18 protein-coding genes are annotated in these 17,911 nt (G+C 36.4%); all 18 read right to left on the bottom strand.

Translation table 11 applies throughout. From position 1 onward, the window contains the following. Positions 1 to 27: 27 nt before the first annotated feature. Positions 28 to 486, bottom strand: coding sequence for a hypothetical protein (locus G7061_RS06945; RefSeq protein WP_166120065.1), 459 nt, complete (start codon positions 484 to 486; stop codon positions 28 to 30). A gap of 183 nt (positions 487 to 669) precedes the next feature. Then, positions 670 to 867, bottom strand: a complete 198-nt coding sequence (locus G7061_RS06950; protein WP_159740912.1) for a hypothetical protein — start codon at positions 865 to 867, stop codon at positions 670 to 672. A gap of 95 nt (positions 868 to 962) precedes the next feature. Then, positions 963 to 1,214 (bottom strand): hypothetical protein, encoded by a 252-nt coding sequence (locus tag G7061_RS06955; protein ID WP_166120068.1) that lies wholly within the window; start codon positions 1,212 to 1,214, stop codon positions 963 to 965. Beyond that, on the bottom strand, positions 1,211 to 3,178 hold the full coding sequence (locus G7061_RS06960; protein WP_166120073.1) for a zincin-like metallopeptidase domain-containing protein: 1,968 nt from the start codon (positions 3,176 to 3,178) through the stop codon (positions 1,211 to 1,213). Before G7061_RS06960 ends, G7061_RS06955 begins: the two co-directional genes overlap by 4 nt. Further along, positions 3,165 to 3,302, bottom strand: a complete 138-nt coding sequence (locus G7061_RS06965) for a hypothetical protein (RefSeq protein WP_166120076.1) — start codon at positions 3,300 to 3,302, stop codon at positions 3,165 to 3,167. The genes G7061_RS06960 and G7061_RS06965 overlap by 14 nt, the downstream gene beginning before the upstream one ends. An 8-nt stretch (positions 3,303 to 3,310) precedes the next feature. Beyond that, complete coding sequence (locus G7061_RS06970; RefSeq protein ID WP_166120079.1) at positions 3,311 to 4,015, bottom strand: type III toxin-antitoxin system ToxN/AbiQ family toxin; 705 nt, start codon at positions 4,013 to 4,015, stop codon at positions 3,311 to 3,313. A 224-nt stretch (positions 4,016 to 4,239) separates the two neighbouring features. Continuing rightward, entirely contained in the window at positions 4,240 to 5,607 is a 1,368-nt protein-coding gene (locus G7061_RS06975) for a hypothetical protein (RefSeq protein ID WP_166120082.1), read from the bottom strand. Positions 5,608 to 5,646: 39 nt separating this feature from the next. Continuing rightward, positions 5,647 to 6,615, bottom strand: a complete 969-nt coding sequence (locus tag G7061_RS06980) for a M23 family metallopeptidase (protein ID WP_166120087.1) — start codon at positions 6,613 to 6,615, stop codon at positions 5,647 to 5,649. Continuing rightward, positions 6,615 to 8,459: a VirB4 family type IV secretion system protein gene (locus G7061_RS06985; RefSeq protein WP_166120090.1), complete on the bottom strand. Its 1,845-nt coding sequence runs from the start codon at positions 8,457 to 8,459 to the stop codon at positions 6,615 to 6,617. The genes G7061_RS06980 and G7061_RS06985 overlap by 1 nt, the downstream gene beginning before the upstream one ends. Then, entirely contained in the window at positions 8,434 to 9,150 is a 717-nt protein-coding gene (locus tag G7061_RS06990) for a hypothetical protein (RefSeq protein ID WP_166120094.1), read from the bottom strand. The genes G7061_RS06985 and G7061_RS06990 overlap by 26 nt, the downstream gene beginning before the upstream one ends. A 35-nt stretch (positions 9,151 to 9,185) precedes the next feature. Continuing rightward, positions 9,186 to 9,536, bottom strand: a complete 351-nt coding sequence (locus G7061_RS06995) for a hypothetical protein (RefSeq protein ID WP_166120098.1) — start codon at positions 9,534 to 9,536, stop codon at positions 9,186 to 9,188. Then, on the bottom strand, positions 9,536 to 11,248 hold the full coding sequence (locus tag G7061_RS07000) for a hypothetical protein (protein WP_166120101.1): 1,713 nt from the start codon (positions 11,246 to 11,248) through the stop codon (positions 9,536 to 9,538). Before G7061_RS07000 ends, G7061_RS06995 begins: the two co-directional genes overlap by 1 nt. A 37-nt stretch (positions 11,249 to 11,285) precedes the next feature. Continuing rightward, positions 11,286 to 11,636, bottom strand: coding sequence for a hypothetical protein (locus tag G7061_RS07005; RefSeq protein WP_159639446.1), 351 nt, complete (start codon positions 11,634 to 11,636; stop codon positions 11,286 to 11,288). A 13-nt stretch (positions 11,637 to 11,649) separates the two neighbouring features. Beyond that, complete coding sequence (locus tag G7061_RS07010; protein WP_166120106.1) at positions 11,650 to 12,468, bottom strand: DUF5011 domain-containing protein; 819 nt, start codon at positions 12,466 to 12,468, stop codon at positions 11,650 to 11,652. A gap of 29 nt (positions 12,469 to 12,497) precedes the next feature. Beyond that, the gene (locus G7061_RS07015) at positions 12,498 to 12,881 is read right to left on the bottom strand and encodes a single-stranded DNA-binding protein (protein ID WP_166120109.1); all 384 of its coding nucleotides are present in this window, start codon (positions 12,879 to 12,881) and stop codon (positions 12,498 to 12,500) included. Position 12,882: 1 nt separating this feature from the next. Beyond that, positions 12,883 to 13,506, bottom strand: coding sequence for a hypothetical protein (locus G7061_RS07020; RefSeq protein ID WP_166120112.1), 624 nt, complete (start codon positions 13,504 to 13,506; stop codon positions 12,883 to 12,885). Positions 13,507 to 13,511: 5 nt separating this feature from the next. Continuing rightward, positions 13,512 to 13,631, bottom strand: coding sequence for an LPXTG cell wall anchor domain-containing protein (locus G7061_RS07025; protein ID WP_159639450.1), 120 nt, complete (start codon positions 13,629 to 13,631; stop codon positions 13,512 to 13,514). A gap of 90 nt (positions 13,632 to 13,721) precedes the next feature. Further along, the gene (locus G7061_RS07030; protein WP_166120115.1) at positions 13,722 to 17,843 is read right to left on the bottom strand and encodes a SpaA isopeptide-forming pilin-related protein; all 4,122 of its coding nucleotides are present in this window, start codon (positions 17,841 to 17,843) and stop codon (positions 13,722 to 13,724) included. Positions 17,844 to 17,911 lie beyond the last annotated feature (68 nt).

Here is a 17,911-nt window from a genome sequence, read left to right on the forward strand (position 1 = left end):
ATTTTACCCCCTTCTATCCATGCAGTGTCATTCTGATTTTTTAATAATGTAATTTTCAAGAATGTGATAAAGTTGTTCATTCTCAGATATTGCATTTTCAAACCCCTTTGGATCATCAATTGCATTATCAATGTTGAATTTTTTAATCTGCAGTAATAGTCCCAACATTTCTTTGTTTACACTTTCTGTCAATAATAGTGCGTTTAAGAACTGCCCCATATTTTCAAAAAAATTATTGAATTTTAGATCCAGGTTATTTGATAGTTGTGTTGTCATTTGTGGAATTACGTGTGACATAACATCATCACCGAAAACCTGCACATAATAATTTTCAATAGCTTCCTCGATTATGTGGCGTTCATTAATTTCGACACCCGACTCAATGTACTCTGGAAGGTTCTTCTTGTATGAGATAATCTTTTCTAACTGTTCCAGGTATCTCTTTTGTATTCTATAGTTTCTTTTCTCGCGTTCGAGTTTGTTCATAATGCCTTCCTTTCATGTCGTACATATATTCAGTCTTTTGTATCACAATGTATATGCACTTAAAAAGTGGGCATTGCCCACTTGTTCTCTAGTATTGTCGTACACGCTTGTACGACAATACCCTTATGCTCGTCCAATTACAAAGTAAAATGGACATAAAAAAAGGATAGCCAAAAGGCAGTCCTATACTTGTGAGCAAATTTGCTCACAGCTTGTTTTACCATACAGTAATATCGCTTCTGCTATAACAGAGTTGAGTACTGCGCCATCAAATTGAAGAATACGTTTTGCACTTTCGAGAGTCCCGTCCCAATTTGAATTCAATAATCTAATCACTGCTTTATCAAAAAATGTGTTTTTATTTTCAACTAATTCGGTCATAATTCGCTCCTGATTTTTTCGCCTTCGGCGACTGGTTTTCGGCTACGCCGTCACGCTTCACGGGGACAACCGTAAAGCGTGGGTCGGACAAAATTTTATGTTGCCACAATTCGTGCGCTTACCTTTTTTCCAAATATTATTTCTTTAGTGCTGATTATCTGACATTCGATTCGTGATCCTTTATGGTATTGATTAACAATTTCTTCTACAACTTCGCCTGTTGCATACGTTTCAATAATCCCATCAGAACATAGTAAAGTGATGTATGTCAGCGCGTTGTCTGTATCACCATTTGAGTAAGGATATTTTTCTACTCTGTTCATGATAAACCCTGGTATCTTTCTCATAGGCTCATACCCACCGCGTTTGCTTTTGTTACATTTTTATCGAGGTCTAAGCCATCATGCTTTTTTGACATGTTTACGAGTTCTTCATTCCAATCCTTTAGATTTGGATACGAATGATACACTTCAATCTCTGGATAATTTTCATTGATGTAGTCAATAAGTTTATTTGTTGCTTGTTCACCTCGTTCATCGTTGTCAAATGCGATCACAACCCTTTCGTATGATTGCGCTTCAGGACGTTTTACCATATGGAAGTTAAATACTTCCTTACCTTTCGCTATACCATTGACTGCTAAATAATCAAAATTTTTGTTATTTGATTTTAGAGTCATGATCGACATTGCATCAATCACTCCTTCAGTTAAGATTAATGTATTACCACCATTATTATAAAACACACCAACTTCGGTGATAGAAGAACCAACTTCACCCTTGAAGTGACTTGATTTCTTAGCTGCTCTTTTACTTGCATATAATGGCACTCCATCTAATCGACCAACAAATACACAGTTATCAAGTTTATCCTGATAAAGCATCCCTTTTTCAATAAAGTCATTCACAAGACCTACTGGTATGCATCTCGTTTTTGTTAGATAATTAATTACTTTTTTATTATTATCTGCAGGTTCAGGTAATTCAATTCCGTCAATCATGTTAATTTCACGTTTTTCATAAGCCTTATACTCCTGAACTTCAGGCGAAAATTCATGATAGTATTCACGTACGCGATTCAATGCATCAGGGAATGGAATATCTTCCATGTGCATTACAAAGTCAATGATGTTACCACCCACTGCTGTTGAAAACCTATAGAAGTCATTTCTGTGCGTGTAAATCATCAGTGAATCGTGTTCTTGAGTACTTATGATTCCACGACCTTTTGATGTTAAGGATAGCCCTAGTACGGTCTCTGCGTATTCTGAGATTAGTACATCTCGTCTTATAACGTCAAGAGGAACTTCCTTGTATACTTTTTGTTCGACAACTTCTTTCGTTGCTAGTTCATTTTCGTATTCTTTGACCTTACCTGCAGTATAGAGATAATTGTAGGCTTTACTCGCATTATTGATGGCACGACTAATAATTAATGGATCCTTACGAATTGCATTAGCCCATGATTGAATATATGCCACATTATTATCGAGTGTTTCATCATACTTGATAAAGCCAACATCCTGAGATAAAAACACCGATGAAAACTCTGCAACTAATTCCTCTTCAGAATATGAAGCACTTCCAAAAGAACCAGACAAATCACGATTCAAACGTTGAGGACTCCCTGTTGCGTGACTCAGTTCATGAAACAACGTTCCATAATATTCACGTTCAGAATCAAAACTATTTATCTCAGGCATCGTGATAGCATCATTAGACAACCTGTAGAAAGCTTGGTCTCCATTGTTTGAAATATTTATGTGCATGTAATCCCTAATATTATTGGTAATCTTTTCAGCAATGTCGTTTGAGAAATCTACAGATTGCATCTCATCGACTTTAATCTTTGGTATCCCAATTACCTCTTCAGCATTAAAAACATCAAAATACTTCAATCTCAATTGACTCTCAGATTTTAATTGATTAGCCTGTTCTTGACTTAGATCATTAAAATCTTCGGCAATGAGAACTTTTCTCAAACGTTTGTTATAAAGCAGTGGATAACAAAGTTTTGCGCTCTTAGCACCTTTTTTAATTCTCCATCCTTTTTCTTTCGCTTGGTTGAATGTAACCCATCTTGGATCTCTCAATCCTCTTACTGCAGATATCATGCTAAGTATAATTTGATTAGAACCACGATATTTTGTAGTTGTTACTGCATTGTGTGGATGCCCACCGACACCTTGTTTCCAAGGTTGATTCCAGGGTATAACATTTTTATCAAGACTTTCCAAAATTGTATCCACAAGTTTTTGTTGTGATATGTTTAGTTTTTCGTTTTGTTTAGTTACACCACTATTCGTCATCATTTTCACCCCCATAATTCAAAATCACTTCGCGCGCGGTTTTATCGTTGTTTAGTGTGTTGTATTCTGCTTCACTTACAAGGTCAAAAATATTAAGTTCAAAATCTACTTTATTATCTTTTTTCATACTTCCTCCTACATACTCTTAGTATTTGTTTGTGTAATTTCAATATCCTTAGCCAACTCCAGTCCGTTTTCATGGACTTCCTTTAATAGTGGAATAGACTCCATATCACCATATGTCACCGTATATCTTTCATCATCTACATCAACAAAAAACAAACCTTGTGTAGCTATGACAAAGGTTTGTTTTTTAGTAAATTGTTGATCGAGTTCATACTGCAGCGTTTTAGTTTCCAAGTCACCATAATCTAGACATCTATTAAAAAGTTTCGCATCCAAGCGATTACCTTTTTGTCTCTCATATAGAATTTCAGCATGTAACCCAATGGACTTACTTTTTATTTCAAGTTCTTCAGCTTTGAGACGTTCCATATAATTATTCACTTGAACATCTGTTTTATTAATACTTAATACTGTTCTTATATCATGTTCATTCATTGTAATAAGGTGTTTATCCAAAACTGGAAACATATAATTTAAATTTACAACGCCTACTATTTCATTACCTTGCTTGAGTTTGAAAAAATCATCCATCTCATTCATATTTCTATGTCGAGGTTGCGCATGATTTATCTGCGTAATATAGTGAACTGACCCGATACTGAAGAGTTTAAAGAAAGGCTTATACTTCCCTGAACCATAGTCTTGATTCGGTATACGATTATCTCCATGTGTTTTCATGTATTGAAGATAGTCTTCATCTATTTTCAGCCACATTGTTCCTCCTACTGAGCAAATTTGCTCACAAAAAAAGACACCCGTAATGAGTGTCTTCTTTGTTTGATAGATTTGTTAATGCCTACCAGGACATAGTCCTTAATCATTCTCATGATTACATCACACCTATACGATCATGTCGCTTCGTGTCTACTTGCCATCTTCTGAACTTCCCAGGTGGACGGTCACCTTTAATATAAATATTATACATCTTTTCCAAATTATTACAACATCATATATTTGTTAACTAGTTTTACTGTTTGACTCTCACTATAACCTGCTTCTCGATAGATAATCGTGTAGTTGAGATATATTATAGCCCTTGTCGCTAACCCTAATTTATCAGAAAACTCACCATATTCTCCACTGTGAACTATCTTATTTCTAAAATCTCTAATATACTCGAAGAATTTTGATAGATTGGTTAAGGAACGTTCATCTTCAGGAATCATTGTTATCAAATATAGTTGTTCTTCAATTAATGGATGCTTCTCAATAAATTTTCTTGCTATCGCGTCAGAAGTACGCGGCTTAAAATATTTAATATGATGTACTAGCGATCTATATTTACTCATTCCTTCTCCGGAATACTCTTTGGTTATTTTCTCAATCGCTTGTTCAATCTCGGGTTTAATTACTCCACTTTCAATTTCAAATTTTGATGTTAATTGTTCAAAATTTATGATTGCATTGAGTACCTCATTTACACTAAACGATCGATAATTGCTATCAAGTTGCATAAACATGTGCAATCTATCTAACTCTTCGGATATTTCAAATAATTTGCCAATCGAGTTTATTTCATCTCGAAAGTCATCGATTTTTAAGTTGTTACATTTCTTATAATCTTTTTTCCACAGTCCAGGAACAAACAGAATGGCTTTTCTTTCCAACAATCCTTCCTCATTTTTTTTACATAATAATATCTTATCAAATCCGATATTTTTCGACATCGTAATTATTCTCACAAAACTATAAACATTACTAAATATTCCTTGTATATCCAATGCTGTAAATGTCGATTCTTTCCGATATATAAAATATCTATTCCATTCTTCGAAAACATTCTTGTGTATTAAGGCGTGTCTATTGATTCCCAAAATGCAAGTGATATCTCCATCAGATGAAGGCAACGTAAAATTGATGTCTGTTTCTGAGTATGGTTTTGTTTTTATATCAACAACACCTTCTCTTCCAAACCTATCGATTTCATTATAATTTGTTAGAGAACTCTCAAATGATTCAAGAACTGGATCTCCAAATGAGTCCAGTGAACCACCAATGAATTTGACAGCATCAAATTCATGCTGTTCTAATATTTTTTCTTTAGAATAGATTACAGCTCCTACCTTATATTTCTCTATCAGTTTTCCTTTTTCAATAGAATTGGAAATTTTAGACACATCAACAAACTTCAGGAATTCATCTCTATCAGTCTGCCCATCTAATAATTCGAAGTTTTTTGTAGAATTCAATTTTTCCTGTGTTTCGACTCCTATATTTTCAAATACAGAAAGAAGTCCATCCATATACTCAAATCTGTATTCTTTTTCAAACTCGAGTATTTTACCAACATATATTTTATGGTCCATTAAGTCACCTCATAGCACTTATTATACATTATTCGAGATCTATTCGTTAGTTTCTAAAACTGTTAACGGATCAATAACAACACCCTCCACGTGAACCTCTAAATGCAAGTGGCAACCAAATGAGTATCCAGTATTTCCAACACTGCCAATATATTGACCTTTTGTAACCATTTCTCCTGGTCTCAATGTGATTGGGTCGCGCAAGTGTAGATATCTAAACTCCATCTCTTCATTCGTCCAAATAATATAGTTACCCCGCCAATGGTTATTAGATTCAACAGTAGTTACAACGCCATCATCCATTGCATAAACAGGTGTACCGCAAGGTGCTTTAAGATCTAATCCATTGTGGGTCTCAGGTTTGCCATTAGGATAGTACGTCCCAATGCTATCACCGACAGGGTAATAGGATGAGAATGGATACAATAATTTTCCTTTGTATTTGTCAATTATTTCTTGAGGTAAGTTGCTTCCTGAGTCGATACTGCCAACCTTAGTAATCAATTCAGCAAGTACAGAACTCGGAATTTTTTCCAACTTAGCGTTATAAGGACTGATCTTTTTTATGTTGTTTGTGAAAACTTCAATTTCTGCAAGTTCATATGTAGTTTCCTTAGTTTCTTTATTGTATGTTCCAACTAGCGCTAAATCTACAATTCGCTCTATTTCACTGGATGTCATTGCTTCAAATTCTATACCTGAAAGCAACTGTACAACCACTGCCCAATGCTCAGGAACTGTAACAGCATTTTTTGTAAGTTTTCCTGAATACGTTTCTTTAATTTTTGTTTGATTTTCTTTATTACTGGTTGTCATTTGAATAAGCATGACAAGTTCATCTGCACTTGACGAACCATCACCAAACACAAATTCCTGAATACCATTGAAGAAGTCAGATACAGCTTGTACTGGTACCGCAACAATTGCACCAACTGCAAGAATTGGTAACGAGAACATGAGAAGTGTTACTACTAATGACGCAAGAGCGCCGAGTGCTTTTTTCTTCATTATGACTCTCCTCGTTTAATCTCCCGAAGTTCCTTTTCAGTTGCTAAAGTTGTCATCAGAATTCTACGTTCCCCATAACACAATAGACCATCACCTAAACCAAAGTTCTTGATACGGTCTGCTTCAGTATCGTTTAGTTCCATAAGCTCACGGATTGCCCCTACAGCATCTTTACTCATTCGTTTCAGTACTTTGTACGCTGAGTTATTTAGAATTGCCTTACCATGTACTCGCATCTGTACACCACCAACTAAGACGTCACTGTTGAGATCGAGTGGTTCTTGCGTTGCAAGTACCGATAGACTGTTATATTTACGCGATCTACGATACAGTGTTGCTACTTCTTCAGCTGCTCTACCTTCTAACAACATTAGATGGGCTTCATCAAGAACAAACATGCTCAAGATGCTTTCATCTAAACAAATAGACCAGGTGAATCTAAACATCATATAGTTTAAAGCATTTCTTAATTCTAATGATTTTTCAAATAAGTTTTTTGTTCCAAACGAAAGGATGCCACCTTCTTTGACCATATTTCTATCAATGGTTGTGTATCCATTGAAATAGAATTTGTCAGTAGTTAGCATTGACTGCGTTTTACGTTGTAGGTCACGCAGTAATTCAATGTCTTTAAGACGTGTATTGTCCCTCGAATATGCTTCAATAATTTCACTGATCGCCTCGTCAAAATCTTGCTGGATTGGGAAGTCTTCATTTCTACTGTCTCTAAAACTCTTATCGTAACTGAAGCCTTTTTTCTCATACATCAATAATGCAACATCATCAACCTTATCCAGCACATCTTCTGGTATCCCTTTTTTGTACAGAGATAACATGATCTTGAATTCGTTTATTGAGTTGTAGATTGAAAGTTCTGTATCATAAGGGTTAATATCCTCGCCTTCTTCTGAAGATAGCGGTTTTAAGTCCCACGGATTAATTCTGGAATTTCGAGTTCCCCAGTTAATGAACTGTCCGTCATGTTTCTTTGTTAGATAGAAGTTTTTATTCTCTGGGTCTATCCAAACGATACCTAGTTTTTCACGAATACCAAAACGCACAAAGAGACCGGAATCTGTTGTTTTACCTGAACCAGATTCTCCTAAGATGACAATGTTGTTGTTCAGTCGTTTTTCATGTACCGCTTTCTTATTGTCCTGCACGTACAATAAAGGGTTCAACAATACAATTCCAGATTGGTTTAATTCACGACCATACACAAACCCTCGTGGGTCTTTCAACGTTTGAAACGTATATGGAAACATTCCAGCAATACTTGTACTTGGTGTTACAACACCATAATTGTCTTTAATTACTTCAGGGATTGAAGTATCCGAAAATATCGGCGTAGTGAATTTCATGAGTTCAAGCTGAAGCGTATGAATAACTACGGTTCTAAACCCTTCCCCCATTAATTGGTCTCTAAATTCTTCAACCTCTGCATCCAGGTCTTTCTTGTTTGAAGCACTTACTGAGTACACCATTACAACGTTATGAGACTTGTCACGGTTCTGAGTGGTTTCCTGTATAAAGATTTGCAACGACTCTATTTCGAGCCTTAGACGCTCTCTAACCGTGTCGTCACGCGATTCTGAATACCGTTTTCGTTTAGAACGCAGTTCCTTACGAAGTGCTTTCGATATATTTGCTTTATGACGTTGTGTCACCATGAATAGCTTTGTGTTTTGATTACTCGCGTAAAGAGACAACATTCCTAATCCAAATTCTCCAGGCAACCCAGTTACAAGAATATTTCTTATATAACGATCACCCATTATGTAGTAGTCATCCTTCACAACAAGATTTGTTGGTGCAAGTCTACTTTTCTGATATATGTTCGCCATCTGATACCTCCTCACTAATCGTGTCATTAATGTTAGATTCTTCGTCCTCAACATTCATTTCCGCTAAGATTTGAAATGCACCATGACCGAACAAATAATCATTAATCATTTGGTTTTCAAAAATGTATGCAGAGTAGTTTTCATAGTCAATGATGTTTAGTGTATCTATTTGGAAACCAGCACGTTCAAACTCATACACTAAATCGTCCATCATGATTTGTGCTTCTTTTTCTGTTGTCGATTGGATTGTTATAAAAAACTCCAGTTCATTAAAGTCTCGGATGAACATGATCGATTTTTCTATATCATCCTGTATCAATTCTCGTATAGACGGATTGGTTTCTGTGTCTAAGCGCTGTGAAAGATACGCAAGTTCTTTATCCATGTTTATAGGATTAAATACAAACGAGTGATATAGTTTGAACTTAATTCGATTATATACATTTCTCAATCGAGCAACTCTCATCATTTGTTCGTATGGATCTTCAATAAAGATATTTATTGGGTGTATCTTAATTCCCCTGACATATCGTTTTTTATTTCCACTTTTTAGTACTATTTGGTGTTCTTGAATCTCTTCAATGTGCATCCAACTTAAAGTCGATGCAACATTCTTTTTCAGTTTTTTTGCGTCTTTGATAACTCTTTTATGTGTCTTGGGTTTACGTTCCCATGCAATTTTTAATCCCATTGTTCCAACCCCTTTCTAAGAGTGAGCAAATTTGCTCACTCATATTCATCAATATATTCATCGGAATCATCATACTGAACCCCTTCCCACATATACTTCTTTTGCATCCCTTTGTACGCAATCTTTAATTTGAAGTATTGGTATGCATTGTGATAACCCTCAAGAGGGTTTAGTAACACAAAGCCTGCTCCAACAGGAATCAAAGCAAATATGAACATTAGTGCCAGTAACAATTTATTGCCTATACTCATCGCGAAGACCCCAATAACAACAGTTAAAACAACACTTGTAATAATAGAACCAATAAGAATTGCAAGTTCTTTTGGGTAGTATCGGTTAATCAACAATTGCCCTTGTTTAAAGTTCTCTGGGTTATAAAATCTCATCACTCATTACCCTCCTTGATACCTGGTGTTCCATTCATGGCTTGAAGGTACATCATTGATGCACGTGCAGGTAAGGTTTGGTTAAGTCTATTTACAGAACTTTGGTATGCATGACGCCCTGCAGTACTTGCAATCTTTCCAAACCTTCCGCCTTTGCCGCTATATGCTCGATCTACAAAATTAGATGCAAAAGAGCCAGACTTAGCAAGACTATTCGGATTGTTTTCTCTGATTTTCTGTTTATCAAACGGTTCGTTGTTTGTTTTCATTCCATGAGTGAAATCACCTGCAAACCGACCCTTTTTGTTCGATAAGTCTTCAGCATTGTATCCTGAAGATGTCGAAGCACCTTCGGTTGAATCATAGCGCCTTGGTTCAGACGCACCTGAGAATGATTGGTGTGATTTATCCCTATTGCTAAAATCGTTCCCCTGCATGTCTGCATTTACTCCCTGTTGCATCGAAGCATTTAGATTACTATCACTTTGATTGAGTTCTTCATTGTTAAGATGCATACTCGATGATGTTTGTACATTTTCTCTATCTGAGTTACGAACGTCTTGACCGCCACTCTTAAACTCATTGTTTGAGCTGTTCGTTCCATTACTTCTCGATGAGTTGTTGGAATGAATATCGGACATACTTTTTCCACCCAATGATCGTCCAAGTGAATAAGTTGCACCTGCTCCAGCGGTTGCCATAGCTCCGCCAACTGCACCAAGTGCGCCACCAACCGCGCCACCAACAAAACTGCCCATCCCATTGGTCGCTTGTCGAATTGCAGCCATCTGTTGTAATGCTCCTTGTGTGGATGTGTCCCCACCTATAACTGGAGCTAACTCTGGGACTCCCTTCAGTACTGCAAAGAGACCTCCAATTAACATTAATAGTGTGACCCATACTCCTTGTGTTCGGATAGAATCAGATGATGCTACTGTAAGAATGAAAAACAGACTCAGTAACTGAAGACCGTTAAGAACGACATCTGCAATTACAAGTCTGTACCATTTTTGAAAACTTTGATCTTCTGGATTGATTAGTCCTGAAATCGGGATAGGACTTATCAGTATTTTAATTCCCAGTTTGAAATATCGTTCAGCGATTTCGATACCAATTAATACTAAACCAACAACTGAAATACCGCCCATGATAATAAGTATAAATATATCTCCGATCTCGTTGAAGTAGGTGTACTCTTTTTTTCCTGTTTCCTTGTGGTTAATTGATATATCACTGAGCTTGTACGTTTTTGGAATCTCATACCCACCACTTTCATTCTCAACTTTAAACGCATCACCCATAACAGAAGAGATAACTAAAGTGGATGGAACTGTATCTGCTTCCTCACCAGTAATTAGTCCAATATTTCTAACAAAGGTTTCACCTGCATTCGTCATAAATCGGACACCAATAGGCATCAATGCGATTGCCATACTTACCATGAGAATTCGACCTGCTATTTTGAAAATATCCATTTTCTCTCTGTATTCTTCGTCAAGAGAAATCTTAATCCCCATCATTAACATGCGAATCATTGATATACCAGCGATTAAAACACAAAGTAAACTCCAGTAGTTCCAAACGATATCGAGATCACCAACATTCAGTGTCGCAACTTTCATCGTTACATCATAGATTGCATCACCTATCATGAAGATTGCATAAGCTAACGCCCACAGAAATGTACGGATAATATCTGTAATTATATCCATAATTCAACTCCTTTCATCAAGTGAGCAAATTTGCTCACTATGATACTCCGAAGATTTTGAAGACAATTACAATACTTTGGATAAGGCTGGCAACTATACCTAATTTAATAAGTTTACTAATGAGGTCAAAGTCCTCTTGTTCTTGTTCGGTCTTAAAGAAGTGTTTAACCCCTAAAATTGCAGCACCTATTGCAGCACATACTGGTACCACCCAAATAAGCACATTTTTAATAGGATCAACGTAGCCATTAACAAGGTTTTTCAGCTCTTCTTCGTTTACTCCAGGACCATCTTCAGCAAATACTTTAGACACTCCAGCAAATAGTAATACAGACGAAAGTGTAACGTATTTAAATACACTCGATAATTTCTTTTTTAATGTGTTCATATAATTTTCTCCTTTAGTCAAATATGACAAGTCTTGAACCTTTAATATTTGCACCTTCACCGATGCGTTCACAACGTCCACCCCAACCCTGCCTATGAGCATCAATTAATGCACTCTCACAAGCACTTGGAGCAGTTTGCATGTTGTAACCATCACTGAACAAGAATTCTCTTCCTGCGGGCTTATTTTCCTTGTTGATTGAGGGGGTCTCGCCATTTTGTTGATTACTTGAACCATTGTTTGAGCTTGATGAACCACTAGATGACCCATCAACATAAATTGGTCTTTCTTCGATAACTGTGATGATTTCCTTCTCTCGTTCAGTAACATGAACAACAACATCCTTTTTTGTTTGATTCCCTGATACATCACTCGCGATTAAACTGAGTGCATAATCTCCTGGGCTGTTTATGTCTACCGCTCCATCAACACTAAGTTTTACATTCTTATCAAAATTATCGGTTACCTTAATCAGATCATGAATGTTAAAGAACTCATTGTTCACTTCAACAGCAATTTCTTTTCCATCAAAATGAATTGTAGGTGGTGTGGTGTCTTCAAGTGTGATTACAAATTCTTTCGATGCTTTCTCACCCGTAAAAATAAGTATTTTCTCACCCAGTGAATTTAACTCACTTCCAGAGCAGGATATCTTTTTACCACCCGCAATGAGTGTTTTATTGTTTGTGTCGATTTCGGAGACTGCTACATTGTTTACTGTCGCCACCGCATCACAAGCAGTCGATAGCTCGCCGACTTCATATCTATCTTTTTTTAGTTGGATATCTAATTGCTCCGACTGACACGCAGTCAAGAACACTAAAATACTCAATATAGCAAATAATCTCCCAGCGTGTTTCATTATTTGAAGAAACCTACAACTTTATCTGCAATTGATTCCTTTTGTTTCGTGTCAGGTTTTGGAATATCAACTTCATCTGTACTTGTTGCTGTTTGCTTGTTTCTTAAGAACGTAACTTTAGTAGTGACTAATCCTTGTTCGTTTTTGCCTTCTTTTGTGTATGTGCGTATTTCTCCATAAACAAGTACTTCATCACCCTTGTGTTTATAATTCCCAATGCTTTCTGCGACTTTATCAAAAGCCATTGCATCAATAAAATCAGTTACATTTTTAGCACCTGGACGATCTACAGCTAAGTTGAAAAAACATACTGAAATGTTATCAGCAGTTTTACTTAATTTTGGTTCTTTAGAGAGTCGTCCTATGAGTCTAACTTCGTTCATATTAATTCTCCTTTCCTATATTGATTACATCAGCAGGCATCAATTTACGCTTAAGTAACAGTTGCGTGCTTTTCAATCCATCAAGTTTGATTTCGTCTTCAGGATCTAAAATATTGAGCGCCGTCTTATTGGCAACACCTTTAGCCTGCGACATATATAAAACATCAACGTCCATTAGTAGTGAATCAATGGGTACGTCTTCAGCAACACTAATAAAGGTCATCACGTTGTATTTATGTGAATACTTTGCTATTTCTAAAATACGTTTTTTTACACTATCACTTAACTCATTGAAACAATCCACAAGCAAGTGGCGTCTACCTTCCACGTTGTTTATGAAGGTACCAAGCAAAGAAAGGACAAGACTGTCTACGTCTTGCCCTATTTTTCTAAGTGTTTCTGCATTCCACAAATCTAAAATCATACTTGTTTGATGGTTCATTACATAGATTGATACATCATCAAGAAAGCGATCTTGTGGCATCAAATTAGTGACGAGTGTTTTTTCGTTTGATTGATATATATTTTTGTTAGATATTAGGAGTGTACGACTTATTCGCAAAGATTCATTAATAATCTCTGTATCGTAGTGTCTGACGCCATCTTTTATATATAGTACATTCATAATCGCTACTCATCATCATTTTTATTCTTTTTTCTTCGGTATAAAAATATACCAAAAGCAACTAATGCAATGACCGATGCTCCAATTCCGACTGTATCCGCTGTTGTTAAATTTACTAAGAACATAACTGTTCCTCCTTCTGTTTAGTTAAGTGAGCAAGTTTGCTCACAGGTATTCTATAACCGTAAAAGAGTGAGCAACTTGCTCACTCCTAATTATTCCCGCATATTCGTATGATTATTTTTTAAGTTGATTGAACTGCTTGTCATGGCTTTCGTTTCGCTTACTGCTTCTTCTGCAGTATCAACGTGATCCTGATTTTCATTCATTGAAATACCATACGTGCTGAAGTTTATATTTAATTTATGAGAACGATAGATTACGAATGCTCCAACAAGAAGTAAAAGTAATCCAACGAGTAGTAGAGGACTTGAGCCAATACCCGTTGCTGGTAAGCTAATGACTGGCATCATGTCATTATAGTACTCGATAGTGTATAAGTTTCCATCAATTCCTTTTTCGCCTGTTAATCGAATCACTTCATCACTGAGTAAGTATCCTTCTGGTGCATTAGTTTCTTTGATTTCAACTGTTTCTCCTTCAAAGATGGTAAATTCAGCAATACCATTTTCGTCAGTCCACTTCACATCGATCACATTTCCTTCAGCATCATACATTGTGAATTCTGCTTTCATGAGACGTTCTTTTGTGAGTCGGTCTTTTTTATTGATTTGAACTGTTAGATTTTCAACAGTCTGGTCAATATCATTAATATCGTGGTGAACTACAACTTCGATACCATCTCGTTTCAAGGTCTCAAATACAACGATTGTTTGACCGTTGAGCGCGTTTTGGTCGAATGTAAAGTCAAGTTCCACAAAACCATCTTTAGTCGTTGGAGTGAACGTTTTTGAAGCTGCAACAAGCTCTCCATTAATTAACAGTGGTTCATTTGTTTCTTTAATCATTAAGAAACCTTCGACTAAGTATTCTTTACCAATCCATAAGTCGGTGTAAGACACTTTGTCGGTAATTGTTACTATGTTAGGCGTTTCTTTGTCACGTTCAACAAAGGATGCTTTAGTTTTAATATCTGCATGTTTATTCTCGAATGTGACTGTGTAGGTCTTGCCATGTTCTTCAACGAAGATTTGTTGTTTGTTGTTCTCTGGGTCGATTCCATAATCACCATTTACTTTGATTTCTTCAACGGTGTAGAATCCGTATCGAGCATTCTCAATTACAATTTTTCCGTCTTGTCCGGTCTCATAGTATCCAAGTAGAACGTCATTCGCATCATATAGATTAAAGCCCCATCCTTGAAGTGGTGCTTTCGTATCTTTATCAAGTTTTAGAATCTCGATGTTACCGCGATTCCATTCGTTAACGATTTCACCTGTATCTAAGGAAAGTCCAATTAAATCACCTAAGTCGATATATATTTGTTGATCGTCAACTGTAAACTTAATTGGTGCAATTGGTTGATATCCAGGTAATGGTGCAACTTCAACAAATTCATACTCACCAGCAGTTAATCGACCACGTGTGAATATGTCACCATTCGCATCACTAAACCAGATGTCTTCATTAATGATTTCTTTACCATCAGCGTATCGTAAAGTTACAAACTCACCACTTTGTGTATTTCTAATCTTAAAGCCAACACCTTCGAGTGGTAATCCATCTTCATTGACCTTATGTGCTTCAATATGAACTTCAATTAATGCGTTTGGTGCAATAAGATATTTTGTTTCTCCTTGGCTTGTGATATCAAAGTAGATTTTGCTTTCATTGATCCAGTACCCGTATGGTGCTTTAAGTTCTTTGAAGTAGTATCCGTTATTCGTTGAATAGCGAAGACCATCAACGTTAATGCGTCCATCTTCATCTGAAGTATACGTTCCTAGTAACTTGTCATCACTACTTCTGTAAAGTCCAAATTCCGCTCCTTCTAATCGAGCAGTCCCTGTCCCATTTGTTTTAACAAGTTCAACACTTCCATAGATTGCTGAGTTCGTTATTGTTTGTCCGACTTTAGTTACCGATACAGTCGGGTTGTTTCCATCATAAAGTACATCAACATCCCAATATCCATCAAATAATTGATACCCTTCAATCGCTTTTAATTCTTGTACGCGATACTCACCTTGCGTTACATTATGCCACGTGACTTGTCCCGCACTGTTTGTTACGCGTTTACCAACAAGATCGCCTGCATTCCAAATAAGTGTTTCACCTTGATATACGTCACTTCGAGCGTATAAGCCTAGCTCAACGCCTTCAAGTTTTTTACCATGATTTTCTGGGAAGAAACTATCTAGTGTATCTTCTTCTTTCGTAAATGTTACATCAGTAAGTTGATATTTGTTTTCGATTGTCTTACCAACGACAACAATAGGTGTTGTTTGGTTAGCGTATTCAATCTTTATTTCATGACGTGTCTTATCAAGGACAAGTCCATCAGGTACTTCTGTTTCTTCTAAGTAGTATGTGCCAAGATCAAGATTATCGAAAATCATTTTCCCTTGCGCATCAGATACTTTGTTAGTAATTGTTGTTCCATTTGAACCCACAAGATTAAACTTAGCACCTGCTACAGCTTTACCATGTTGATCCACCTTAGTGGCTTCAATACGTCCTTTAGCAATGCTATTAACAATATCAATGGTGTTGCCTTCATCTTTGATTAGATGTGACTTAATAGTCGTATCAATAATGATAGGTGCAGGCATTGATTTTTCACGATAGTACATTGTGAGTCCAGGTTCCCAATCAGATGTTGTAAACTGTCCGTTTGCATCCGTAGTCTTACTCCATACTTGACCTGTTAAATCTGATGAGTATGAATATTCGATGACACCTCCAGCTACTGGATTACCATTTGTGTCCTTTTTAGTAACAAGGATATCAACAAGTGGTGCTTCAAACTCGATAAATGTATCAACTGGGTCATTTAATCTACCAACAGCTACTTTTTGACTTGAACCGTCAGTTGCTACAAACGGTGTTCCTTCACCAATTGATTTTTTCTTATCAAGTTCGACATATCCATATTTTTCTCTAACCCTTAACTTTAAAACTGAACCGTTTGACTCAATTAAGTCCATTCCATCCCATTTTACAAGTTCAAAGTCAGTTAGAATTGGATCACTTAAATCAATAATATCTCCAACTTTTGCTTGCCGAATTTGTCCGTCCCATGATGGTTTAGTAGCGTGATTGGCTATGCGATAGTTTGTACCTTCAATATCTGGTCTTCCACCTGTTCCATAGTCACTAAATATCCACCCTATAGCCTCATACACCATTGCTTGTTTAGTCCATGTATCAGTACCGTAGTTTGAAATAAGTACAATTCTTCTATGTTGTACAGGGGTTAAAGTAAATGTCAAACGACCATCCATAACCCGAATAGCGCCCGCACTCTCTAAATCGAATGTTTGAGCATTACCTGTAGAAACATTTAAGACACTTGGTTCTAAACATTGACCCAATTCACCATTTACAAATATTTCTTTAAATTCTATATCTGTAAAGTAGAATGATGGATCCGCAGCCCAATAGAATGATGTTCCTCTTGATAAACTTGCACCTGTAGTTACTTGATTTCCAAGTGAACGTTTAGCGCGTGTTGATTGAGTTATAGAATATGAATAATGTGCATCTTCATACACAACCCATTGTCCTGTTTCGCTGATGTAATGAACTCGGTAGTTATCCGGCAATGTTTCAATATAGTTACGCCCTAATGGTTGATTAGATACCTCTTTAATCGTATGACCCTCTTGTACATATGGGGCATTTTCAATATTTGGAAGTCCCCAATCTGAGGGTGTTACTTTTTCTTCATTTAGAGGAACAATAACAGCTTCTGGTGTATTCGTCTTTTGAACTTCGGAAGATATACCTTGTCCGACTGTTTCATCAACTTTAGATTCCACAATCTCACTTACTTTAACTGTGAATTCAAACTGTGACTCTCGTAGTACTTCTTTAGGTTCTTTGCTAGCTTCTTCCAACAATAATGTCTGCGTGTATTTTACAGTGAACTTGTAGTCACCATTATTTCCAACAACATAAGAGTATCTGTAGTCGCCACTCTTTATGCTTTCTTGATTGTATTGAATATCATCAATTACATTTTTTTCATCAGTATTCGTTGAAAACTCAAGCTCAACCCCATCTTTTGAGTGGGTTCTTGTCGTTTCAACAACGATACTATGGTCTTCATTTGAATAGACCTCTGTGTTATCAGCGCTTAGCGGTTGTGCAAATACTGCAAAACTACTAAATATCATTAATAATGATAAACTCAACTTACTTAGTTTCTTTTTCATATTTTCCTCCTATTGATAAAAGAAAAGATGCCTTAAAGGCATCTAAAGTTTATTGACACATTACTTTA

This window comes from Erysipelothrix sp. HDW6B (assembly GCF_011301115.1).
Taxonomy (GTDB): Bacteria; Bacillota_I; Bacilli_A; order Erysipelotrichales; family Erysipelotrichaceae; genus Erysipelothrix; species Erysipelothrix anatis.